The sequence below is a fragment of the Streptomyces sp. ISL-11 genome (genome assembly GCF_018614525.1).
In the GTDB taxonomy this organism is placed as follows: domain Bacteria; phylum Actinomycetota; class Actinomycetes; order Streptomycetales; family Streptomycetaceae; genus Streptomyces.
In genome coordinates this window covers 52,049-74,382 of sequence record NZ_JAGGOL010000013.1, presented here as the reverse complement: position 1 = coordinate 74,382, position 22,334 = coordinate 52,049, and the positions used below count along the sequence as shown (strand labels likewise).

Annotated in this window: 19 protein-coding genes and 4 tRNA genes; 18 read left to right on the top strand and 5 right to left on the bottom strand. The window is 68.6% G+C overall.

All coding sequences use genetic code 11. The features are described 5' to 3' along the window. Positions 1-79: 79 nt before the first annotated feature. Positions 80-568: a YajQ family cyclic di-GMP-binding protein gene (locus J7E86_RS03130; RefSeq protein ID WP_215079493.1), complete on the bottom strand. Its 489-nt coding sequence runs from the start codon at positions 566-568 to the stop codon at positions 80-82. A 186-nt stretch (positions 569-754) separates the two neighbouring features. Here J7E86_RS03130 and J7E86_RS03125 point away from each other — a divergent pair. Next, a tRNA-Tyr gene (locus J7E86_RS03125) sits at positions 755-836 on the top strand. Positions 837-962: 126 nt separating this feature from the next. Here J7E86_RS03125 and J7E86_RS03120 read toward each other — a convergent pair. Beyond that, positions 963-1,625, bottom strand: coding sequence for an NAD(P)H-binding protein (locus tag J7E86_RS03120; protein ID WP_215079492.1), 663 nt, complete (start codon positions 1,623-1,625; stop codon positions 963-965). Between the two features lie 42 nt (positions 1,626-1,667). Then, complete coding sequence (locus J7E86_RS03115) at positions 1,668-2,954, bottom strand: amidohydrolase family protein (RefSeq protein ID WP_215079490.1); 1,287 nt, start codon at positions 2,952-2,954, stop codon at positions 1,668-1,670. A gap of 194 nt (positions 2,955-3,148) precedes the next feature. Between J7E86_RS03115 and J7E86_RS03110 the strand changes: the two genes are divergently transcribed. From J7E86_RS03110 to J7E86_RS03085, 6 genes are all read left to right on the top strand, one after another. Further along, positions 3,149-3,221, top strand: a tRNA-Thr gene (locus J7E86_RS03110). A gap of 49 nt (positions 3,222-3,270) precedes the next feature. Next, positions 3,271-3,343, top strand: a tRNA-Met gene (locus J7E86_RS03105). 86 nt (positions 3,344-3,429) lie between these two features. Next, positions 3,430-3,594, top strand: a complete 165-nt coding sequence (gene rpmG, locus J7E86_RS03100; RefSeq protein WP_030986111.1) for a 50S ribosomal protein L33 — start codon at positions 3,430-3,432, stop codon at positions 3,592-3,594. 106 nt (positions 3,595-3,700) lie between these two features. Further along, the gene (locus tag J7E86_RS03095) at positions 3,701-4,153 is read left to right on the top strand and encodes a MaoC family dehydratase N-terminal domain-containing protein (RefSeq protein ID WP_215079488.1); all 453 of its coding nucleotides are present in this window, start codon (positions 3,701-3,703) and stop codon (positions 4,151-4,153) included. Further along, positions 4,153-4,584: a MaoC family dehydratase gene (locus J7E86_RS03090; RefSeq protein ID WP_215079487.1), complete on the top strand. Its 432-nt coding sequence runs from the start codon at positions 4,153-4,155 to the stop codon at positions 4,582-4,584. Before J7E86_RS03095 ends, J7E86_RS03090 begins: the two co-directional genes overlap by 1 nt. Positions 4,585-4,743: 159 nt before the next feature. After that, positions 4,744-5,805 carry a UDP-N-acetylmuramate dehydrogenase gene (locus J7E86_RS03085; protein ID WP_308312446.1) on the top strand — a complete coding sequence of 354 codons (1,062 nt, stop codon included), beginning with the start codon at positions 4,744-4,746 and terminating at the stop codon, positions 5,803-5,805. A gap of 87 nt (positions 5,806-5,892) precedes the next feature. Here J7E86_RS03085 and J7E86_RS03080 read toward each other — a convergent pair whose 3' ends face one another. Together J7E86_RS03080 and J7E86_RS03075 are read right to left on the bottom strand one after the other, a co-directional pair. Then, positions 5,893-6,948 carry an adenosine deaminase gene (locus tag J7E86_RS03080; protein WP_215079483.1) on the bottom strand — a complete coding sequence of 352 codons (1,056 nt, stop codon included), beginning with the start codon at positions 6,946-6,948 and terminating at the stop codon, positions 5,893-5,895. Between the two features lie 137 nt (positions 6,949-7,085). Continuing rightward, on the bottom strand, positions 7,086-8,333 hold the full coding sequence (locus J7E86_RS03075) for a pyridoxal phosphate-dependent aminotransferase (RefSeq protein WP_215079481.1): 1,248 nt from the start codon (positions 8,331-8,333) through the stop codon (positions 7,086-7,088). A 218-nt stretch (positions 8,334-8,551) separates the two neighbouring features. Here J7E86_RS03075 and J7E86_RS03070 point away from each other — a divergent pair. The 11 genes from J7E86_RS03070 (at position 8,552) to rpsG (ending at position 22,325) form a co-directional block, all read left to right on the top strand. Then, a tRNA-Trp gene (locus tag J7E86_RS03070) sits at positions 8,552-8,624 on the top strand. A 109-nt stretch (positions 8,625-8,733) separates the two neighbouring features. Beyond that, a complete protein-coding gene (gene secE / locus J7E86_RS03065; RefSeq protein WP_215079479.1) occupies positions 8,734-9,024 on the top strand; it encodes a preprotein translocase subunit SecE in 291 nt (96 codons plus the stop codon). Between the two features lie 80 nt (positions 9,025-9,104). Further along, on the top strand, positions 9,105-10,004 hold the full coding sequence (gene nusG, locus J7E86_RS03060) for a transcription termination/antitermination protein NusG (protein ID WP_215079473.1): 900 nt from the start codon (positions 9,105-9,107) through the stop codon (positions 10,002-10,004). Positions 10,005-10,166: 162 nt separating this feature from the next. Further along, the gene (rplK, locus tag J7E86_RS03055) at positions 10,167-10,601 is read left to right on the top strand and encodes a 50S ribosomal protein L11 (RefSeq protein WP_215079471.1); all 435 of its coding nucleotides are present in this window, start codon (positions 10,167-10,169) and stop codon (positions 10,599-10,601) included. A gap of 72 nt (positions 10,602-10,673) precedes the next feature. Beyond that, positions 10,674-11,390 carry a 50S ribosomal protein L1 gene (rplA, locus tag J7E86_RS03050; RefSeq protein WP_215079469.1) on the top strand — a complete coding sequence of 239 codons (717 nt, stop codon included), beginning with the start codon at positions 10,674-10,676 and terminating at the stop codon, positions 11,388-11,390. A gap of 571 nt (positions 11,391-11,961) precedes the next feature. Then, positions 11,962-12,522: a 50S ribosomal protein L10 gene (rplJ, locus tag J7E86_RS03045; protein WP_215079467.1), complete on the top strand. Its 561-nt coding sequence runs from the start codon at positions 11,962-11,964 to the stop codon at positions 12,520-12,522. 108 nt (positions 12,523-12,630) lie between these two features. Then, positions 12,631-13,014 carry a 50S ribosomal protein L7/L12 gene (rplL, locus tag J7E86_RS03040; RefSeq protein WP_215079465.1) on the top strand — a complete coding sequence of 128 codons (384 nt, stop codon included), beginning with the start codon at positions 12,631-12,633 and terminating at the stop codon, positions 13,012-13,014. Between the two features lie 540 nt (positions 13,015-13,554). Further along, positions 13,555-17,037: a DNA-directed RNA polymerase subunit beta gene (gene rpoB / locus J7E86_RS03035; RefSeq protein WP_215079463.1), complete on the top strand. Its 3,483-nt coding sequence runs from the start codon at positions 13,555-13,557 to the stop codon at positions 17,035-17,037. A 94-nt stretch (positions 17,038-17,131) separates the two neighbouring features. Then, positions 17,132-21,031 carry a DNA-directed RNA polymerase subunit beta' gene (locus tag J7E86_RS03030; RefSeq protein WP_215079461.1) on the top strand — a complete coding sequence of 1,300 codons (3,900 nt, stop codon included), beginning with the start codon at positions 17,132-17,134 and terminating at the stop codon, positions 21,029-21,031. Between the two features lie 449 nt (positions 21,032-21,480). Next, positions 21,481-21,852, top strand: coding sequence for a 30S ribosomal protein S12 (gene rpsL, locus J7E86_RS03025; RefSeq protein ID WP_215079459.1), 372 nt, complete (start codon positions 21,481-21,483; stop codon positions 21,850-21,852). Positions 21,853-21,854: 2 nt separating this feature from the next. Then, on the top strand, positions 21,855-22,325 hold the full coding sequence (gene rpsG / locus J7E86_RS03020) for a 30S ribosomal protein S7 (protein WP_030368420.1): 471 nt from the start codon (positions 21,855-21,857) through the stop codon (positions 22,323-22,325). Positions 22,326-22,334 lie beyond the last annotated feature (9 nt).

Here is a 22,334-nt window from a genome sequence, read left to right as displayed (position 1 = left end):
CGCTCCACCGGGCAACTCCCCGGTGGAACGCCCTCGCTGTGGCCGGACCGCCCGCACGGAGTGGCGGTCGGCGGCAGTGCTAGCGGTAGTTGACGAACTGGATCGCGAAGTCCAGGTCCTTGCCCTTGAGGAGGGCCTGGACCTCCTGGAGGTCGTCGCGGCTCTTGGAGCTGACGCGCAGCTCGTCACCCTGGACCAGCGCCTTGACGCCCTTGGGGCCCTCGTCGCGAATGATCTTGGCGATCTTCTTCGCGTTCTCCTGCGAGATCCCCTCCTCGATCGAGGCGACGATCTTGCACTCCTTGCCGGACGCCTGCGGCTCGCCGGCGTCCAGGGCCTTCAGCGAGATACCGCGCTTGACCAGCTTGGTCTCGAAGATGTCCAGAACGGCCTTCACGCGCTCCTCGGCGTTGGCACGCATCTCGATCTTCTCGCCGGACCACGCGATCGAGGCGCCGACACCCTTGAAGTCATAGCGCTGCGTAATTTCCTTGGCGGCCTGGTTGAGGGCGTTGGCGACCTCCTGCCGCTCGACCTTCGAGACGATGTCGAAACTGGAGTCGGCCATATTGAGTTGGCTCCTCGTACGTAGATCCATCAGGGCTGAGGTCACAAGACCACTGCGCCAGCCTAGCCACCCGGGGGCCGGGTGCGGGGCGATGAATCGAGTGGCGGACCACCCCTGGTCATCGGGTATGGTTTACGTCGTTGCCACGGAGCACCACCGCAAGGCGGTACCGGGGCGGCAACCCTTGGCGGTGTGCCCGAGTGGCCAAAGGGAGCAGACTGTAAATCTGCCGGCTCAGCCTACCCAGGTTCGAACCCTGGCGCCGCCACATCTGAAGGGCCTCTCCATTACGGAGAGGCCCTTCTGTGTTGTCCGGCCACCCTCGAAAGGCGCCGGCCGCGGTCGAAACCGTGTGATCCGCCGCACTCCCCAGGGCGCGCCGCGGCGCCGGCTCTCAGCCCTTCGCCACGGCCCTGACCGCCTCCTTCACGGGCGTGTCCCCGCCGATCAGCTCCAGGGTGAGCCCCGCCGTGCCCGGCTCGGCCAGGAGCGCCGCCAGGGCCGCCGCGACGTCGTCACGGCTGACCGCGCCGCGGCCCGTCGACTCCGCCAGCGTCACCGTGCCCGTGCCGGGCTCGTCGGTCAGCCGCCCGGGGCGCAGGATCGTCCAGTCCAGGCCGGCCCTGGCCCGTACGTCGTCGTCCGCGGCGCCCTTCGCGCGCAGGTAGGCGGCGAAGACCGGATCGGTGCCCTCCGGGGACTCGCGGTCGGCGCCCATGGACGACACCACGACGAAACGCCGCACCCCGGCCGCCTCCGCCGCGTCGGCGAAGAGGGCTGCCGCGCCCCGGTCCACGCTGTCCTTGCGGTCGATGTCGCTGCCCGGGCCCGCGCCGGCTGCGAACACGGCCGCGTCGGCGGACTCCAGATGCCGGACGATGTCCCCGACGGCCGCCGACTCCAGGTCGCAGACGACCGGTTCGGCACCGGCGGCCAGCAGGTCACCCGCCTGAGCCGGCCTGCGGATGATGCCTGCCACTTCGTCACCGCGCGCGGCGAGCAACCGCTCCAGCCGCAGCGCGATCTGACCATGTCCACCTGCGATGACAATGCGCATGATCCGACCGTACGCCGTGCGGTCGGATCCCACAGCGGGGGCTCAGGACGGCGACTCGCCGCCGCGCGACGACTGGCGGGGCAGCGCCGGTGAGGTCGCCGTCGACGTGTCGCAGTACTCCCGCACCGCGCTCGTCCGTGCCACCACCCGCCCCTGGTGCACCACCAGACGGCTGTACGCGAGCGAGAGCACCCCCTCGATCCGCTCGCCCCGCACGGCCAGCAGCTCGGCCGGGAACCCCGCCTCCACCCGCACCCGCTCCAGCCCCATCGCCTCCCGCGCCCGCCCGCTCACCGCCTCGTACGCCTCCGCCGGGCGCAGCTCACCGCGCGAGGCCAGCAGGAAGGCCGCCTCCAGCGGATCACCGCGGCCCACCGGATTGGCGGCGTCCCGCAGCGCGCCGCTGCCGGCCGTCACCCGCACCCCGGCCGCGCGCAGCAGCCGCACCGGCGCGCAGTGCGAGACACGCGCTCCGCGCTGTTCGAGCGCACCGCAGTCGCCCTGCGGCAGGCACACCACCGTCACCCCCGCGGCCGCGAGCTGCTCGGCGGCCCGTGCGGCCGCTTCGTACGGCAGCCGGGACAGGCCGCCGCAGGGGCCGAGCGTCACCCCCGGGCGCAGCCCCCCGGCCATGGCGGCGAGCCGGGCGAGCCGGGCCGGGTCGTCACCGTCCGTGTGCAGGTCGACGGCGCAGCCGTGCTCGGCGGCGAGGCCGAGGACCGTCTCGGTGTAGCCGGTCGGATCGGGGTCGAGATCGGGGCAGCCGCCCACGGCGGCGCCCATCTTCACGGCGTCGCGCAGCATCGCCAGCCCGTCGGCCCCGGCGATACCGGTCAGCAGCCGGGGCACGGCGACGGCGGTCAGGTCGGTGAGGCCGCGCAGCGCTCGCCGGGCCTGGAACACGGCTTCCAGCGAGCGCAGGCCCTGGACGTCGCCGATCCGCACGTGGCTGCGCAGCGCGGTGGCGCCGTGGCTGAGCTGGAGCAGCGCGGCCTCGGTCGCGCGGCGCTGGACGTCCTCGACGGCGTACGGGACGGGGCCGTCGGCGTCGGCGGTGAGGGCGGTGTCGCCGTGGGCGTGGGGTTCGGCGGGGGCGGGCAGCAGCAGATAGCCGCTGAGGTCGACGCGCGGACCGGGCACGAGGCTGCCGGCCGTGCCGACCGCCTCGATGCGCCCGCCGCTGAGCCGTACGTCCACGGTGCGGCCGTCGGCGAGCCGGGCCCCGCACAGCACCAGGGCACTGTCGCCGGGCAGTGCGCCGGGCGGCACGGCGGGCGGGGTGGCGTCGCCTCCGGGGTCTCTCGGGGGCTGCGGCTGGCTGTCGGGCATCGCGCTCCTCCGGGGGCCGGGGCGTGCATGATCACGCAGCGTCTTCCGAGCGTAGGGCGCGTTCGGATCCGCTTCGAGCAAGCGACGAATAGTCGTACTGGTGTGGTGCGGAAGGGCCGGGAAGAGACCCCGGGGGTGGCGGCCGGATACGGATTTCACCTTCGGCGGCCAACCGTGTAATGTCTTCCTCGCTCGCCCCAATAGCTCAGTCGGCAGAGCGTCTCCATGGTAAGGAGAAGGTCTACGGTTCGATTCCGTATTGGGGCTCTGGTGTGTGAGGTTCCTCGCCTTCGGGCGAGGATCTCTCTCGCATCAAAGCGGTGTAGCTCAGTCGGTAGAGCAAGCGGCTCATAATCGCTGTGTCACCGGTTCAAGTCCGGTCACCGCTACACGTAGTAGCCGATTGTGGGGTCGGTCCTCCCGGTCGGCTACTCTTGTCTGCGTTCATCCGTCCATTCCGTCAAGGAGCACTCCAGTGGCTGCCACCGACGTCCGCCCGAAGATCACGCTGGCCTGCGTGGAGTGCAAGGAGCGGAACTACATCACCAAGAAGAACCGGCGTAACGACCCGGACCGACTTGAGATGAAGAAGCACTGCCCCCGCTGCAAGTCGCACACCGCGCACCGCGAGACGCGATAGCACTCAGGCTCGTTCGTGAGGCCGTCCCCTTTTCGGGGGGCGGCCTCACGGCGTATCCCCACCTGTTCTTCTTGTTCTCATCAGTCCCCTCAGGAGGTGCCGAGCCATGGCGCTCGACCAGTCCTTCGTAGGACGGACCTATCCGGCCACCGACCCGTACGAGGTCGGCCGGGAGAAGATCCGCGAATTCGCCGAGGCCATCGGCGACACCCATCCGGTGTACACCGACCCGGCGGCCGCCAAGGCCCTCGGACACCCGGATGTGATCGCCCCGCCGACTTTTGTGTTCGCTATCACTTTCCGGGCGGCCGGTCAGGTCGTCCAGGACCCGCAGTTGGGGCTGGACTACAGCCGGGTGGTGCACGGCGACCAGAAGTTCGCCTACACCCGCCCCGTCCGTGCGGGCGACCGGCTGTCGGTCACTTCCACGATCGAGTCGGTCAAGTCCATGGCGGGCAATGACGTGATCTCGGTCCGCGGCGACGTCCACGACGAGAACGGCGAGCACGTCGTGACCGCGCACACGATGCTGGTGGCCCGCGCGGCCGAGGAGGCGTGATGGCTGCCCGTATTTCCTACGACGACGTCGAGGTCGGCCAGGAGCTGCCGACGCGGTCCTTCCCCGTCACGCGCGCGGACCTCGTGCGGTACGCGGGTGCCTCGGGCGACTTCAACCCGATCCACTGGAACGAGAAGTTCGCCAAGGAGGTCGGGCTGCCGGACGTCATCGCGCACGGCATGTTCACCATGGCCGAGGCGGCCCGCGTGGTGACGGACTGGGTCGGCGACCCGGGCGCGGTGGTCGAGTACGGCGTCCGCTTCACGAAGCCGGTCATCGTCCCGAACGACGACGAGGGCGCGGTCATCGAGGTCGGCGGCAAGATCGGCGCGAAGGACGACGAGGCCCGCACGGTCCGCGTCGACCTGCTGGTCAAGAGCGCGGGCCAGAAGGTCCTGGGCATGTCCCGCGCGGTGGTCCGGCTCGCCTGAACGGTGTGACGAGCACCGCACGGTGCCATGAGTAAGGGGCGCTGCCAATGGGCGACGCCCCTTACTCATGGACAGTGCGCCCCAGCCGTGGCGCTCCTCACCCGCGGCGGAGGCCCCGGCGCCCGGCTCCCGGCCCGGCGGCAGCGCCCCCGTACGCTTGTGCCCGTGCAGGAACTCCACGACGCCCCCCTCGCCCCCCTGACCACCTTCCGCCTCGGCGGTCCGGCGACCCGCCTGGTCACGGCCACCACCGACGACGAGGTGGTCACGGCCGTCCGCGACGCCGACGCGACCGGCACCCCGCTGCTGATCATCGGCGGCGGCAGCAACCTCGTCATCGCCGACAAGGGCTTCGACGGAACCGCCCTGCGCATCGCCACCAGCGGCTTCGACCTCGACGGCACCCGCCTGGAGCTCGCCGCCGGTGAGAACTGGTCCGAGGCCGTCGCCCGCACCGTCGAGGCCGGCCTCGCCGGCGTCGAGTGCCTCGCCGGCATCCCCGGCTCCGCCGGTGCCACGCCGATCCAGAACGTCGGCGCGTACGGCCAGGAGGTCTCCTCCACCATCACGGAGGTCGTCGCCTACGACCGCCGGGCCGACGAGGTCGTCACCCTCCCCAACGCCGACTGCGCCTTCTCCTACCGGCACAGCCGCTTCAAGGAGGACCCCACGCGCTACGTCGTCCTCCGGGTCCGCTTCCGGCTGGAGGACGCGGGCGGGCTCTCCGCGCCGCTGAAGTACCCCGAGACGGCCCGCACCCTCGGCGTCGGCCCCGGGGAGCGGGTACCGGCCGCCACGGCCCGCGAGACCGTGCTCAAGCTGCGCGCCGGCAAGGGCATGGTGCTCGACGCCGAGGACCACGACACCTGGTCCGCCGGATCCTTCTTCACCAACCCGATCATCACCGAGGCCGAGCACGCGGCGTTCCTCGCCCGCGCGGCCGAGCGGCTCGGCCCGGAGGTCGCCCCGCCGGCGTTCCCGGCGGGGGAGGGGCTGGTCAAGCTGTCGGCGGCGTGGCTGATCGACAAGGGTGGCTTCACGAAGGGGTACGGGGCGGGGCCGGCCCGGATCTCCACGAAGCACACGCTGGCGCTGACGAATCGTGGTGCGGCGACGACGGAGGACCTGCTGGCGCTCGCCAGGGAGGTACGGGACGGTGTTCGCGAGGCGTTCGGGGTGACGCTGGTGAACGAGCCGGTGACGGTCGGGGTCAGCCTCTAGGCGTGGCCGGGCGGTTCCTTTTCCCCGGCCCGCCCCTTCCCGAACCGGGGCTCCGCCCCGGGCCCCGGTGTCCTCAAACTCCCCCAGCTAACGCTGGGAGGTGCCCCCAGACGGGCTGGATGGGGTGCCGCCCAGCCACCCCTCGATCCCCGTCAGCAGCTTCTCGCGGATGTCCGTCGGCGCCGCCGATCCCCGTACCGACTGCCTCGCCAGCTCCGCCAGCTCCGTGTCCGTGAAGCCGTGGTGCTCGCGGGCCAGCTCGTACTGGGCCGCGAGCCGGGAGCCGAACAGCAGGGGGTCGTCCGCGCCCAGCGCCATCGGCACGCCGGCCTCGTACAGGGTGCGCAGCGGGACGTCCCCCGGCTTCTCGTAGACGCCCAGGGCCACGTTCGACGACGGGCAGACCTCGCACGTCACCCCGCGCTCGGCGAGCTTGCGCAGCAGGCGGGGGTCCTCGGCGGCGCGCACGCCGTGCCCCACACGGCCGGCGTGCAGGTCGTCGAGGCAGTCACGGACGCTGCTGGGGCCCGCCAGCTCGCCGCCGTGCGGCGCGGCCAGCAGGCCGCCCTCGCGGGCGATCTCGAAGGCGCGGTCGAAGTCCCGGGCCAGGCCGCGCCGCTCGTCGTTGGAGAGGCCGAAGCCGACCACGCCCCGGTCGGCGTAGCGCACCGCGAGCCGGGCCAGGGTGCGCGCGTCGAGCGGGTGCTTCATGCGGTTGGCGGCGACGAGCACCCGCATCCCCAGCCCGGTCTCCCGCGACGCGCTCTCCACCGCGTCCAGGATGATCTCCAGCGCGGGGATCAGCCCGCCGAGCCGGGGCGCGTACGAGGTGGGGTCGACCTGGATCTCCAGCCACCCGGAACCGTCCCGGACGTCCTCCTCGGCGGCCTCGCGCACCAGCCGCTGGATGTCCTCCGGAGAGCGCAGGCACGAGCGCGCGATGTCGTACAGCCGCTGGAAGCGGAACCAGCCGCGCTCGTCCGTGGCGCGCAGCCGCGGGGGTTCGCCGCCGCTGAGGGCCTCGGGGAGGTGCACCCCGTACTTGTCGGCCAGCTCGATCAGGGTCGAGGGCCGCATCGAACCGGTGAAGTGCAGGTGCAGATGGGCCTTGGGCAGCAGTCGGACGTTGCGAACACTCTCCATCCCAGGATCTTGCCGTACGGGCATCACAACCGGAAGGGACTTTCCCCGAACGGCACCCGGCGGGCACCGCACCGAAAACGCGTACGGGCCCCCGGCAGCAGCCGGAGGCCCGTATGTGCGCAGCACAGCGGCAGGCGTTACGCCTTCGCCTCCGCCAGCAGCTTCTGGATCCGGGAGACGCCCTCGACGAGGTCCTCGTCGCCCAGCGCGTAGGACAGCCGCAGGTAGCCCGGCGTGCCGAACGCCTCACCGGGGACGACCGCGACCTCGACCTCTTCGAGGATGAGCGCGGCGAGCTCCACGGAGGTGGCGGGCCGCTTGCCGCGGATCTCCTTGCCGAGCAGCGCCTTCACGGACGGGTAGGCGTAGAACGCGCCCTCCGGCTCCGGGCAGAGGACGCCGTCGATCTCGTTCAGCATCCGCACGATGGTCTGCCGGCGCCGGTCGAAGGCCACCCGCATCTCCGCGACGGCCTCCAGGTCACCGGAGACGGCGGCCAGCGCGGCCCGCTGTGCGACGTTGGACACGTTGGACGTGGCGTGCGACTGGAGGTTGGTCGCGGCCTTGATCACGTCCTGGGGGGCGATGACCCAGCCCACGCGCCAGCCCGTCATCGCGTACGTCTTGGCGACACCGTTGACCACGATGCACTTGTCGCGCAGCTCCGGCACGACCACCGGCAGGGAGGAGAACTCCGCGTCGCCGTAGACCAGGTGCTCGTAGATCTCGTCGGTCAGCACCCACAGGCCGTGCTCGGCGGCCCAGCGGCCGATCTCCTCGACCTGGGCGCGGGTGTAGACGGCGCCGGTGGGGTTCGAGGGGGAGACGAACAGCAGGACCTTGGTGCGCTCGGTACGGGCGGCCTCCAGCTGCTCGACCGAGACCCGGTAGCCGGTGGTCTCGTCGGCGACGACCTCCACCGGGACGCCGCCCGCGAGGCGGATCGACTCGGGGTAGGTGGTCCAGTACGGCGCCGGGACGATGACCTCGTCGGTCGGGTCGAGGATCGCGGCGAACGCCTCGTAGATGGCCTGCTTGCCGCCGTTGGTGACCAGCACCTGGGAGGCCTCGACCTGGTAGCCGGAGTCGCGCAGCGTCTTCGCGGCGATGGCGGCCTTCAGCTCGGGCAGTCCGCCGGCCGGCGTGTAGCGGTGGTTCTTCGGGTCGCGGCACGCCTCCACCGCGGCGTCGACGATGTAGCCGGGGGTGGGGAAGTCGGGCTCGCCGGCACCGAAGCCGATCACCGGGCGGCCGGCGGCCTTGAGCGCCTTGGCCTTGGCGTCCACGGCGAGCGTCGCCGACTCGGAGATCGACCCGATGCGGGCGGAGACCCGGCGCTCGGTGGGGGACTGAACAGGGGGCTGGGAGGGAGTCGCAGCGGTCATAGAGGCATCGTCGCAGACGTGCGTCGAAGGGGGGACACGAGTTCAGCGGCGGTCCGGTCACGGGTGGGCCGGAGGCGGCGTCACGGCGCCCCCGGGCGGAGCTGTTCGACGACAGGCGCCGAAACACGTACACTCATCCGTCGTTGGCCCCTTACAGGCGATCCGGTCAGGCGCACACCGTGCGTACGGCCGGATGCGGTACGTTGAGGGAACCACAAAGGGTCGTAGCTCAATTGGTAGAGCACTGGTCTCCAAAACCAGCGGTTGGGGGTTCAAGTCCCTTCGGCCCTGCTACACGCATCGTCACCAGGGTGCGTGCATGCGTACGTACTGAAATGCACCGCCGTGCGGCTCAACCGGGCGCGGCACGGCTCACGACCCGGATTCAGGTGAGGACGTAGTGACGGAAGCCCTTGGCTCCACCGCGACGCCTGAGAGCGGTCGTCCCGAGGACGAGGTGGCCGCCAGGAAGGGCCGCCGTGGCGGGAAGCGCGGGAAGAAGGGCCCCTTCGGCCGCCTCGCGCTCTTCTACCGCCAGATCGTCGCCGAACTCCGTAAGGTTGTCTGGCCCAGTCGAGGCCAGCTGTCGACATACACCACCGTGGTGATCGTCTTTGTCGTCATCGTCATTGGCCTGGTCACCGTGATTGACTATGGGTTCTCCAACGCCGTCAAGTACGTCTTCGGCTGAACCCGCGCGTAGGGCGGCTGCTTTTCGGAGAGCCGCCCCTTCGCACGTTCCACCCCTTGAAGCCAGGAAGAAGCAGCCACGTGTCTGACCCGAACCTGAACGACGCCGCAGAGCCTGTCGCGGCCGCAGAGGCCGACGTGGACGCGGCTGTCTCGGCCGAGGTCGAGGGCGACGACACCGCGCAGGAGATCGTCGAGAACGCCGACGGCGCCGACGAGCTCGACGCCGAGGAGTCCGCCGCGGGCGAGCCGGCCGAGGAGGCCGCCGTCCACATCGAGGGCGACGCCGAGTCCGAGGCCGCCGCCGCGGTCGAGGCCGACGAGGAGTCCGCCGACGAGGAGCCCGCCGAGGAGCAGGCCCCGGTCGACCCGGTCGCCGCGCTCCGCGACGAGCTGCGCGGCCTGCCCGGCGAGTGGTACGTCATCCACACCTACGCGGGTTACGAGAACCGCGTGAAGACCAACCTCGAACAGCGCGCCGTCTCGCTGAACGTCGAGGACTTCATCTTCCAGGCCGAGGTGCCGCAGGAAGAGGTCGCGCAGATCAAGAACGGCGAGCGCAAGACCGTCCGCCAGAACAAGCTCCCCGGCTACGTGCTGGTGCGCATGGACCTGACGAACGAGTCCTGGGGCGTCGTCCGCAACACCCCGGGCGTCACCGGCTTCGTGGGCAACGCCTACGACCCGTACCCGCTGACCCTGGACGAGATCGTCAAGATGCTCGCCCCGGAGGCCGAGGAGAAGGCCGCCCGCGAGGCCGCCGAGGCCGAGGGCAAGCCGGCTCCGTCCCGCAAGATCGAGGTCCAGGTGCTGGACTTCGAGGTGGGCGACTCGGTCACCGTCACGGACGGCCCGTTCGCGACGCTGCAGGCCACGATCAACGAGATCAACGCCGACTCGAAGAAGGTCAAGGGCCTCGTCGAGATCTTCGGCCGCGAGACCCCGGTCGAGCTCAGCTTCGACCAGATCCAGAAGAACTAGTCTCTTCCGGACAACACGCCTCCGAACAGGTCAGACAGGCTGCTCGCAGCCGGTCTGACCTGCTCGGTTTTTGGCCGCAGCATGTTACCCGTTATCGTGGTGCGGTATGCCTGCGCGCACTGTGCGCAGGCAAAAAACTCTCACTAGGACCCGGAGAGAGCAATGCCTCCCAAGAAGAAGAAGATCACGGGGCTCATCAAGCTCCAGATCAACGCCGGTGCCGCGAACCCGGCCCCGCCGGTCGGCCCCGCGCTGGGCCAGCACGGCGTCAACATCATGGAGTTCTGCAAGGCCTACAACGCCGCGACCGAGTCGCAGCGTGGCATGGTCGTGCCGGTGGAGATCACGGTCTACGAAGACCGTTCCTTCACCTTCATCACCAAGACCCCGCCGGCCGCGAAGCTGATCCTCAAGGCCGCGGGCGTGGCCAAGGGCTCCGGCGAGCCGCACACCAAGAAGGTCGGGAAGATCACCCGCGACCAGGTGCGCGACATCGCCACGACGAAGATGCCCGACCTGAACGCCAACGACCTGGACGCCGCCGAGAAGATCATCTCCGGCACCGCGCGTTCCATGGGCATCACCGTCGAAGGCTGATCAGCCCCCTTGTACCACCCGTGGAAGGACCAGCGCTGGTCCGCACCACGACTCCAAAACTGAGGAGAAGCAGTGAAGCGCAGCAAGACTCTCCGCGCTGCGGACGCCAAGGTCGAGGCGGAGCGCCTGTACGCCCCCCTCGAGGCCGTCCGTCTCGCGAAGGACACCTCCGCCACCAAGTTCGACGCGACCGTCGAGGTTGCCATGCGTCTGGGTGTCGACCCGCGCAAGGCCGACCAGATGGTCCGTGGCACCGTGAACCTCCCGCACGGCACCGGTAAGACCGCCCGGGTCCTGGTCTTCGCGACCGGTGACCGTGCTGCGGCCGCGGAAGCCGCCGGCGCCGACATCGTCGGCTCCGACGAACTGATCGACGAGGTTGCGAAGGGCCGTCTGGACTTCGACGCCGTCGTCGCCACCCCGGACCTCATGGGCAAGGTCGGCCGCCTCGGCCGCGTGCTCGGTCCGCGTGGTCTGATGCCGAACCCGAAGACCGGTACGGTCACCCCGGACGTGGCGAAGGCTGTCACGGACATCAAGGGCGGCAAGATCGAGTTCCGCGTCGACAAGCACTCGAACCTGCACTTCATCATCGGCAAGGTCTCGTTCGACGAGGCCAAGCTGGTCGAGAACTACGCCGCGGCGCTGGACGAGATCACGCGTCTGAAGCCGTCCGCCGCGAAGGGTCGCTACATCAAGAAGGCGACCATGACCACGACGATGGGCCCCAGCATCCCGCTGGACTCCAACCGCACCCGCAACCTCCTGGTGGAGGACGAGACCGTCTGATCTCCCTGATCGGCGTCTCGTAGCGAGCGATCGTTACGGGCCGGGCCCCGCATCCTCCCGAGGGTGCGGGGCCCGGCCTTTCGCGTATCCGGGGCCCTCCACGGCCCCTCACGCGGCGGACGGCGCCCCGCGGGCGGGAATGGCCCCGGACGGGCCTGCCGCGGCCGCTCAGCGGCACATACGACCCCCAGTGCCCCCTGGCGCCCCACGCGCCCCTGTGGCTCCCGCGGGCCTCCGAGCCCCGCGACCGTACGAACCCCCGCGTCCCCCGAGCCCCGCAACCCCTCCGACCAGGGCCGCGGAGGCGATTTGCGTATCGGCGCACCCTTCCCGTACCTTGATGCCGAAGCCAAAGACCGCTGGTCGTTGCTGTGCCTTCGCAAGAAGGTGTGGTGGCCGAAGGATCCGCTAGCTGCGGGCGACCTGCGCAGGTGATTTGTGGTTGAACTCCCGTGAGGACTTCTGGTCCGAGCGGTGGAGTACACGCCCCGAGCGCCCGCGCCGGGGCGTTTCGTTTTGCCCAGGTCCCTTCACGTAGCGGTCCGAATCACCCGGAAGGAGGCCGAGGCTCATGGCGAGGCCCGACAAGTCTGCCGCGGTTGCCGAGCTGACGGACAAGTTCCGCAGCTCGAACGCCGCCGTGCTGACCGAGTACCGCGGTATCACCGTGGCACAGCTCAGGGAGCTGCGCCGTTCTCTCGGTGAGAACGCCCAGTACGCCGTGGTGAAGAACACGCTGACCAAGATTGCGGCCAACGAGGCCGGGATCACCACGCTGGACGACCACTTCACTGGTCCGACGGCTGTTGCCTTCATCACCGGTGACCCGGTGGAGTCGGCGAAGGGTCTGCGCGACTTCGCCAAGGAGAACCCGAACCTGATCATCAAGGGCGGTGTCCTTGATGGCAAGGCGCTGTCCGCCGATGAGATCAAGAAGCTTGCGGACCTCGAGTCCCGCGAGGTTCTGCTCGCCAAGCTGGCGGGCGCCATGAAGGGCAAGCAGTCCCAGACTGCCGCGCTCTTCCAGGCGCTCCCGTCGAAGTTCGTCCGCACCGCGGAGGCGCTTCGCAGCAAGGTCGAGCAGGGCGGTGCCGGTACGCCGGCTCCCGTCGAGGCCGAGGCCGCCGAGTAATCACGCGCAAGCGTGTGACCTCGCGTCCGTCACGGTCGCAGCGGGCCCGTAGTACGCCCGCCGAAATGTACATCCGGCACCTGCCGAATTAGTGGAAGGACCGCCATCATGGCGAAGCTCACCCAGGACGAGCTGCTTGCTCAGTTCGAGGACATGACCCTCATCGACCTCGCCGCGTTCGTGAAGGCGTTCGAGGAGAAGTTCGACGTCACCGCTGCCGCTCCGGTCGCCGTTGCCGCCGCCGGTGGCGCCGCTGCCGCCGACGAGGCCGTCGAGGAGCAGGACGAGTTCGACGTCATCCTCACCGCCGCGGGCGACAAGAAGATCCAGGTCATCAAGGTCGTGCGCGAGCTGACCTCCCTGGGTCTGAAGGAGGCCAAGGACCTCGTCGACGGCACTCCGAAGCCCGTCCTCGAGAAGGTCGCGAAGGACGCCGCGGAGAAGGCCGCCGAGGCCCTCAAGGGCGCCGGCGCCTCCGTCGAGGTCAAGTGACCTTCGGAGTCTGCTGACTCTCTGTAGTACGTTCCAAGGGCGATCACCCATGCGGGTGGTCGCCCTTGGGCGTTCCCGTGACGGCTGGTTGCCCTGGGGTCAGGGACGAGTATGGTGATCATCGTTGCCTGTCGGGACGACAGTCGCATGGGCGCCACGGGAGGCGTCCGGAGGCCGAGGGGCCTTGACGAACGGCACGCCGCGCGCAATTCTCAGGACGCGTCGCCACATCGATCCTCGGGCCGAGGCATGGATCGAAGGCGAAGAGGGAAGCCTTGCTCCAGGCAATGAGGAACAACAGGATCCCGGAGGGAGAGATTGGTATCGCACCGGTCTCCGGACATCCGCTCTGGACATCAGTGGGCCAAGTGGCTACACTGACCCTTTGCGCTGCCTGTTAGCTGCTCCCTGCCCGTCACCAGGGGCATGCCCACTGTCGAGCACTGCTGATGGAAACCCGCTGACCTGGGATTTCTCTCGTATGCACGGAGTGGGGCCGGTACGCGCGTAGTGAGTCCGAGCCCTCGGAAGGACCCCCTCTTGGCCGCCTCGCGCAACGCCTCGACTGCCAATACGAACAACGGCGCCAGCACCGCCCCGCTGCGCATCTCTTTTGCGAAGATCAAGGAGCCCCTCGAGGTTCCGAACCTCCTTGCGCTGCAGACCGAGAGCTTCGACTGGCTGCTCGGAAACGCCGCCTGGAAGGCTCGCGTCGAGGCTGCGCTGGACAGTGGTCAGGACGTCCCCACGAAGTCCGGTCTGGAGGAGATCTTCGAAGAGATCTCCCCGATCGAGGACTTCTCCGGGTCGATGTCGCTGACCTTCCGCGACCACCGTTTCGAGCCGCCGAAGAACTCCATCGACGAGTGCAAGGAGCGCGACTTCACGTACGCGGCCCCGCTCTTCGTCACGGCTGAGTTCACCAACAACGAGACCGGCGAGATCAAGTCTCAGACGGTCTTCATGGGCGACTTCCCGCTCATGACCAACAAGGGCACCTTCTGCATCAACGGCACCGAGCGTGTCGTCGTCTCGCAGCTGGTCCGCTCGCCCGGTGTCTACTTCGACTCCAACATCGACAAGACGTCCGACAAGGACATCTTCACGGCCAAGATCATCCCGTCCCGGGGTGCCTGGCTGGAGATGGAGGTCGACAAGCGCGACATGGTCGGTGTCCGCATCGACCGCAAGCGCAAGCAGTCCGTGACCGTCCTGCTCAAGGCTCTCGGTTGGACGACCGAGCAGATCCTCGAGGAGTTCGGCGAGTACGAGTCCATGCGCGCCACCCTGGAGAAGGACCACACCCAGGGCCAGGACGACGCGCTGCTCGACATCTACCGCAAGCTGCGTCCGGGCGAGCCGCCGACCCGCGAGGCCGCGCAGACGCTGCTCGAGAACCTCTACTTCAACCCCAAGCGCTACGACCTCGCCAAGGTCGGCCGCTACAAGGTGAACAAGAAGCTCGGCGCGGAGGCCCCCCTCGACGCCGGTGTGCTGACCGTGGACGACGTCATCGCGACGATCAAGTACCTGGTCAAGCTGCACGCCGGTGAGCAGGAGACGGTCGGCGAGAACGGCACGTCGATCGTCGTCGAGACCGACGACATCGACCACTTCGGCAACCGTCGCCTGCGCAACGTCGGCGAGCTCATCCAGAACCAGGTCCGCACGGGTCTGGCTCGTATGGAGCGCGTCGTCCGCGAGCGGATGACCACCCAGGACGTCGAGGCGATCACGCCGCAGACCCTGATCAACATCCGGCCGGTCGTCGCCTCCATCAAGGAGTTCTTCGGCACCAGCCAGCTGTCCCAGTTCATGGACCAGACCAACCCGCTGTCGGGTCTGACCCACAAGCGTCGTCTCTCGGCGCTGGGCCCGGGTGGTCTCTCCCGTGAGCGGGCCGGCTTCGAGGTCCGTGACGTTCACCCGTCGCACTACGGCCGCATGTGCCCGATCGAGACGCCCGAAGGCCCGAACATCGGTCTGATCGGCTCGCTCGCCTCCTACGGCCGCGTCAACGCGTTCGGCTTCGTCGAGACCCCGTACCGCAAGGTCGTGGGCGGCGTCGTCACCGACGACGTCGACTACCTGACTGCCGACGAGGAAGACCGCTTCGTCATCGCGCAGGCGAACGCCCCCCTCACCGAGGACATGCGTTACGCCGAGTCCCGCGTGCTGGTCCGCCGCCGTGGCGGCGAGATCGACTACATCGCCGGCGACGACGTCGACTACATGGACGTCTCCCCGCGCCAGATGGTGTCGGTCGCGACCGCGATGATCCCCTTCCTCGAGCACGACGACGCCAACCGCGCGCTCATGGGATCGAACATGATGCGCCAGGCCGTTCCGCTGATCAAGGCGGAGGCCCCGCTGGTCGGCACCGGCATGGAGTACCGCTGCGCGGTCGACGCCGGCGACGTCATCAAGGCCGAGAAGGACGGTGTGGTCCAGGAGGTCTCCGCGGACTACGTCACGGTCGCCAACGACGACGGCACGTACAACACGTACCGCGTCGCGAAGTTCTCCCGCTCGAACCAGGGCACGTCCTTCAACCAGAAGGTCGTCGTGGACGAGGGCTCCCGCGTGAGCACCGGCCAGGTGCTCGCCGACGGCCCGTCCACGGACGAGGGCGAGATGGCGCTGGGCAAGAACCTGCTCGTGGCGTTCATGCCGTGGGAGGGTCACAACTACGAGGACGCGATCATCCTGTCGCAGCGCCTCGTGCAGGACGACGTCCTCTCCTCGATCCACATCGAGGAGCACGAGGTCGACGCCCGTGACACCAAGCTCGGCCCGGAGGAGATCACCCGGGACATCCCGAACGTCTCCGAGGAGGTCCTCGCCGACCTCGACGAGCGCGGCATCATCCGCATCGGTGCCGAGGTCGTCGCCGGCGACATCCTGGTCGGCAAGGTCACGCCCAAGGGTGAGACCGAGCTGACCCCGGAGGAGCGCCTGCTCCGCGCGATCTTCGGCGAGAAGGCCCGTGAGGTCCGTGACACCTCGCTGAAGGTGCCGCACGGTGAGATCGGCAAGGTCATCGGCGTCCGCGTCTTCGACCGCGAAGAGGGCGACGAGCTGCCGCCGGGCGTGAACCAGCTGGTCCGCGTCTACGTCGCGCAGAAGCGCAAGATCACCGACGGTGACAAGCTCGCCGGCCGTCACGGCAACAAGGGTGTCATCTCCAAGATCCTTCCGGTCGAGGACATGCCGTTCCTCGAGGACGGCACCCCGGTCGACATCATCCTCAACCCGCTCGGCGTCCCGTCCCGAATGAACCCGGGACAGGTCCTCGAGATCCACCTCGGCTGGCTCGCCAGCCGCGGCTGGAAGGTCGAGGGCGACGAGGACTGGATGAAGCGTCTGAAGGCGATCGGCGCCGACGAGGTCGCCGCCGGCACCAACGTCGCGACCCCGGTCTTCGACGGCGCCCGCGAGGACGAGATCGCCGGTCTCTTCGAGTCGACGATCCCCAACCGCGACGGTGACCGGCTGGTCCTGCCCTCGGGCAAGGCCCGGATGTTCGACGGCCGCTCCGGCGAGCCGTTCCCGGACCCGATCTCGGTCGGGTACATGTACATCCTCAAGCTGCACCACCTGGTCGACGACAAGCTGCACGCGCGTTCGACCGGCCCGTACTCGATGATCACCCAGCAGCCGCTGGGTGGTAAGGCTCAGTTCGGTGGCCAGCGCTTCGGTGAGATGGAGGTGTGGGCGCTGGAGGCATACGGCGCCGCGTACGCCCTCCAGGAGCTGCTGACCATCAAGTCCGACGACGTGACCGGCCGCGTGAAGGTCTACGAGGCGATCGTCAAGGGCGAGAACATCCCCGAGCCCGGCATTCCCGAGTCCTTCAAGGTGCTCATCAAGGAAATGCAGTCCCTGTGCCTCAACGTGGAGGTGCTGTCCTCGGACGGCATGTCCATCGAGATGCGCGACACGGACGAGGACGTCTTCCGCGCTGCGGAAGAGCTCGGTATCGACCTGTCCCGGCGCGAGCCGAGCAGCGTCGAAGAGGTCTGACGGGTCTGGCCGGGGCTCTCTAGCAGAGCCCCGGCCTCCCCGGGACCCCCAGACCATGATGAAGACACGACCCTGAAAGAGGGATTGACGAACAGTGCTCGACGTCAACTTCTTCGACGAGCTGCGGATCGGCCTGGCGACCGCGGACGACATCCGAACCTGGTCCCACGGCGAGGTCAAGAAGCCGGAGACCATCAACTACCGCACCCTGAAGCCCGAAAAGGACGGACTCTTCTGCGAGAAGATCTTCGGTCCGACCCGGGACTGGGAGTGCTACTGCGGCAAGTACAAGCGTGTCCGCTTCAAGGGCATCATCTGTGAGCGCTGTGGCGTCGAGGTCACGCGCGCCAAGGTGCGCCGTGAGCGGATGGGCCACATCGAGCTTGCCGCTCCCGTCACCCACATCTGGTACTTCAAGGGCGTTCCGTCGCGGCTGGGCTACCTGCTCGACCTCGCCCCGAAGGACCTCGAGAAGGTCATCTACTTCGCCGCCTACATGATCACGTGGGTGGACGAGGAGCGCCGCACGCGCGACCTGCCCTCGCTGGAGGCGCACGTCTCCGTCGAGCGTCAGCAGATCGAGCAGCGCCGCGACGCCGACCTGGAGGCCCGCGCCAAGAAGCTCGAGGCCGACCTGGCCGAGCTGGAGGCCGAGGGTGCCAAGGCCGACGTGCGCCGCAAGGTGCGCGAGGGCGCCGAGCGTGAGATGAAGCAGCTGCGCGACCGTGCGCAGCGCGAGATCGACCGTCTCGACGAGGTGTGGAGCCGCTTCAAGAACCTCAAGGTCCAGGACCTCGAGGGCGACGAGCTGCTCTACCGCGAGCTGCGCGACCGCTTCGGCACCTACTTCATGGGTGCGATGGGCGCCGCCGCGCTGCAGAAGCGCCTGGAGTCCTTCGACCTCGACGAGGAGGCCGAGCGCCTCCGCGAGATCATCCGGACCGGCAAGGGCCAGAAGAAGACCCGTGCGCTCAAGCGCCTCAAGGTCGTCTCCGCCTTCCTGCAGACCCGCAACAGCCCCAGCGGCATGGTGCTGGACTGCATCCCCGTGATCCCGCCGGACCTGCGTCCGATGGTGCAGCTGGACGGTGGCCGCTTCGCGACCTCCGACCTGAACGACCTGTACCGCCGTGTGATCAACCGCAACAACCGCCTCAAGCGTCTCCTTGACCTCGGTGCCCCCGAGATCATCGTGAACAACGAGAAGCGGATGCTGCAGGAGGCCGTCGACGCGCTGTTCGACAACGGCCGCCGCGGTCGCCCGGTCACCGGTCCCGGTAACCGCCCGCTGAAGTCCCTGAGCGACATGCTCAAGGGCAAGCAGGGTCGATTCCGTCAGAACCTTCTCGGTAAGCGCGTGGACTACTCCGCGCGTTCCGTGATCGTCGTCGGCCCGCAGCTGAAGCTGCACCAGTGCGGTCTGCCCAAGGCCATGGCGCTGGAGCTCTTCAAGCCGTTCGTGATGAAGCGCCTGGTCGACCTGAACCACGCGCAGAACATCAAGTCGGCCAAGCGCATGGTCGAGCGCGGCCGCACCGTCGTGTACGACGTCCTCGAAGAGGTCATCGCCGAGCACCCGGTGCTGCTGAACCGTGCGCCCACGCTGCACCGCCTCGGCATCCAGGCCTTTGAGCCGCAGCTGGTCGAGGGCAAGGCCATCCAGATCCACCCGCTCGTCTGCACCGCGTTCAACGCGGACTTCGACGGTGACCAGATGGCCGTCCACCTGCCGCTCTCCGCGGAGGCGCAGGCCGAGGCCCGCATCCTGATGCTGTCCTCGAACAACATCCTGAAGCCGGCCGACGGTCGTCCCGTCACCATGCCGACCCAGGACATGGTGCTGGGTCTGTTCTTCCTCACCACGGACGAGGCCGAGCGCAAGGTCATCGGCGAGGGCCGGTCCTTCGGCTCCACCGCCGAGGCGATCATGGCGTTCGACGCCCGGGAGCTCTCGCTCCAGGCGAAGGTCGACATCCGCTTCCCGATCGGCACCGTCCCGCCGCGTGGCTGGACCCCGCCGGTCGCCGAAGAGGGCGAGCCGGAGTGGCAGCAGGGTGACACCTTCCGCCTGCGGACGACCCTGGGCCGCGCGCTCTTCAACGAGCTGCTGCCCGAGGACTACCCGTTCGTCGACTACTCGGTCGGCAAGAAGCAGCTCTCCGAGATCGTCAACGACCTCGCCGAGCGCTACCCCAAGGTCATCGTGGCGGCGACGCTCGACAACCTGAAGGCGGCGGGCTTCCACTGGGCGACCCGTTCCGGCGTCACCGTGTCGGTCTCCGACATCGTCGTTCCCGAGGCGAAGAAGGAGATCGTCAAGGGTTACGAGGCGCAGGACGAGAAGGTCCAGAAGCAGTACGAGCGCGGTCTGATCACCAAGGACGAGCGCACGCAGGAGCTCATCGCGATCTGGACCAAGGCGACCAACGAGGTTGCCGAGGCGATGAACGCGAACTTCCCGAAGACGAACCCCATCTTCATGATGGTTGACTCGGGTGCCCGAGGAAACATGATGCAGATGCGTCAGATCGCCGGTATGCGTGGTCTGGTGTCGAACGCGAAGAACGAGACCATCCCGCGACCCATCAAGGCGTCGTTCCGTGAGGGTCTGTCCGTGCTGGAGTACTTCATCTCCACCCACGGTGCCCGTAAGGGTCTCGCGGACACCGCCCTGCGTACCGCCGACTCGGGTTACCTCACCCGTCGTCTGGTGGACGTCTCGCAGGACGTCATCATCCGCGAGGAGGACTGCGGCACCGAGCGCGGCCTCAAGCTGCAGATCGCGGCCAAGGGTGCCGACGGCGTGCTGCGCAAGGCCGACGACGTCGAGACCAGCGTCTACGCCCGCATGCTGGCCGAGGACGTCGTCGTCGACGGCAAGGTCATCGCGCCGGCCAACGTCGACCTCGGTGACGTGCTCATCGACCAGCTCGTCGCCCACGGCGTCGAGACGGTCAAGACCCGCTCGGTCCTCACCTGCGAGTCCGCGGTCGGCACCTGCGCCTTCTGCTACGGCCGCTCGCTGGCGACCGGCAAGCTGGTGGACATCGGTGAGGCGGTCGGCATCATCGCCGCCCAGTCCATCGGTGAGCCCGGTACCCAGCTGACGATGCGTACCTTCCACACCGGTGGTGTGGCCGGTGACGACATCACCCAGGGTCTGCCCCGTGTCGTCGAGCTCTTCGAGGCTCGTACGCCCAAGGGTGTCGCCCCGATCTCGGAGGCGGCCGGCCGCATCCGCATCGAGGAGACCGAGAAGACCAAGAAGCTCGTCGTCACCCCGGACGACGGCAGCGAGGAGACGGCGTTCCCGATCTCCAAGCGCGCCCGTCTCCTGGTCGGCGAGGGCGAGCACGTCGAGGTGGGCCAGAAGCTCACCGTGGGTGCCACCAACCCGCACGACGTGCTGCGCATTCTGGGCCAGCGTGCCGTCCAGGTCCACCTGGTCGGCGAAGTCCAGAAGGTCTACAACTCCCAGGGTGTGTCGATCCACGACAAGCACATCGAGATCATCATCCGGCAGATGCTGCGCCGCGTGACGATCATCGAGTCCGGCGACGCGGAGCTGCTGCCGGGCGAGCTCGTGGAGCGCACGCGCTTCGAGTCGGAGAACCGTCGTGTGGTCACCGAGGGCGGTCACCCCGCCTCCGGCCGTCCGCAGCTGATGGGTATCACCAAGGCATCGCTGGCCACCGAGTCGTGGCTGTCGGCGGCGTCCTTCCAGGAGACGACCAGGGTCCTGACCGACGCGGCGATCAACGCCAAGTCGGACTCCCTGATCGGCCTCAAGGAGAACGTCATCATCGGTAAGCTCATCCCGGCCGGTACGGGTCTGTCCCGCTACCGCAACATCCGGGTGGAGCCCACCGAGGAGGCCAAGGCCGCGATGTACTCGGCCGTCGGCTACGACGACATCGACTACTCGCCGTTCGGCACCGGCTCCGGCCAGGCCGTCCCGCTGGAGGACTACGACTACGGTCCGTACAACCAGTAAGGCGCATGTCGCAACCGCAGGGCGGTCACCCTTTCAGGGGGTGGCCGCCCTGCGGCGTGTCGTCCCTCTCACTCGTTCGGCCGGTAGGGTGATCGTCATCCCCGCCGTCGGGCCGAACGTCCGTGGTGGGCCTGGGAAACCGGCGCCCAGCTGCGACATATGTCGCGCATCGGGGTGTCCTCCGCGTGTGCATTTGTTTTGACCGCAGCCCATGCGCTAGGTACGCTCTGACCTTGTGCCTGGGGTGTCCCTGGGCTCTCGTGCGTGCCTTTAGACCGTACGAGGAGCCCGGAACGTCAGCGGTTGCCGCGGACGGTTCAGGACACCGGAATCTGCATCGTCCCGCCTCTCGGCGGGGGTCTGCAGCCTTCGACACACCCGACCGCGTGGGTCGGTGTTTGCTCCCAGGTTAGTTTTATCGTGATCGGCACACAGAAACCGGAGAAACGGTGCCTACGATCCAGCAGCTGGTCCGGAAGGGCCGGCAGGACAAGGTCGAGAAGAACAAGACGCCCGCGCTCGAGGGTTCGCCCCAGCGTCGTGGCGTCTGCACGCGTGTTTTCACGACCACCCCGAAGAAGCCGAACTCGGCGCTCCGTAAGGTCGCGCGTGTGCGTCTGACCTCCGGCATCGAGGTCACCGCTTACATTCCGGGTGAGGGCCACAACCTGCAGGAGCACTCCATCGTGCTCGTGCGCGGTGGCCGTGTGAAGGACCTGCCGGGCGTTCGCTACAAGGTCATCCGTGGCTCGCTCGACACCCAGGGCGTCAAGAACCGCAAGCAGGCTCGCAGCCGCTACGGCGCCAAGAAGGAGAAGTAAGAATGCCTCGTAAGGGCCCCGCCCCGAAGCGCCCGGTCATCATCGACCCGGTCTACGGTTCTCCTCTTGTCACGTCGCTGATCAACAAGATCCTGCTGCACGGCAAGCGCTCCACCGCCGAGCGCATCGTCTACGGCGCCATGGAAGGCCTGCGCGAGAAGACCGGCAACGACCCGGTCATCACGCTCAAGCGCGCCCTCGAGAACGTCAAGCCGGCGCTCGAGGTCAAGTCCCGCCGTGTCGGTGGCGCCACCTACCAGGTGCCGGTCGAGGTCCGTCCGGGCCGCGCCTCCACCCTCGCGCTCCGCTGGGTCGTCGGCTACTCCCGCGCCCGTCGCGAGAAGACGATGACCGAGCGCCTCATGAACGAGCTCCTGGACGCCTCCAACGGCCTGGGTGCTGCGGTCAAGAAGCGTGAGGACACGCACAAGATGGCCGAGTCCAACAAGGCCTTCGCGCACTACCGCTGGTAGTCGCTACCC

What these genes read in the sequence shown, in the direction of transcription:
- J7E86_RS03130 (WP_215079493.1), bottom strand. Translation starts at nt 568, where the DNA reads ATGGCCGACTCCAGTTTCGACATCGTCTCGAAGGTCGAGCGGCAGGAG.
- J7E86_RS03120 (WP_215079492.1), bottom strand. Translation starts at nt 1,625, where the DNA reads ATGCGCATTGTCATCGCAGGTGGACATGGTCAGATCGCGCTGCGGCTG.
- J7E86_RS03115 (WP_215079490.1), bottom strand. Translation starts at nt 2,954, where the DNA reads ATGCCCGACAGCCAGCCGCAGCCCCCGAGAGACCCCGGAGGCGACGCC.
- J7E86_RS03095 (WP_215079488.1), top strand. Translation starts at nt 3,701, where the DNA reads ATGGCGCTCGACCAGTCCTTCGTAGGACGGACCTATCCGGCCACCGAC.
- J7E86_RS03090 (WP_215079487.1), top strand. Translation starts at nt 4,153, where the DNA reads ATGGCTGCCCGTATTTCCTACGACGACGTCGAGGTCGGCCAGGAGCTG.
- J7E86_RS03080 (WP_215079483.1), bottom strand. Translation starts at nt 6,948, where the DNA reads ATGGAGAGTGTTCGCAACGTCCGACTGCTGCCCAAGGCCCATCTGCAC.
- J7E86_RS03075 (WP_215079481.1), bottom strand. Translation starts at nt 8,333, where the DNA reads ATGACCGCTGCGACTCCCTCCCAGCCCCCTGTTCAGTCCCCCACCGAG.
- rplK (WP_215079471.1), top strand. Translation starts at nt 10,167, where the DNA reads ATGCCTCCCAAGAAGAAGAAGATCACGGGGCTCATCAAGCTCCAGATC.
- rplJ (WP_215079467.1), top strand. Translation starts at nt 11,962, where the DNA reads ATGGCGAGGCCCGACAAGTCTGCCGCGGTTGCCGAGCTGACGGACAAG.
- rplL (WP_215079465.1), top strand. Translation starts at nt 12,631, where the DNA reads ATGGCGAAGCTCACCCAGGACGAGCTGCTTGCTCAGTTCGAGGACATG.
- rpsG (WP_030368420.1), top strand. Translation starts at nt 21,855, where the DNA reads ATGCCTCGTAAGGGCCCCGCCCCGAAGCGCCCGGTCATCATCGACCCG.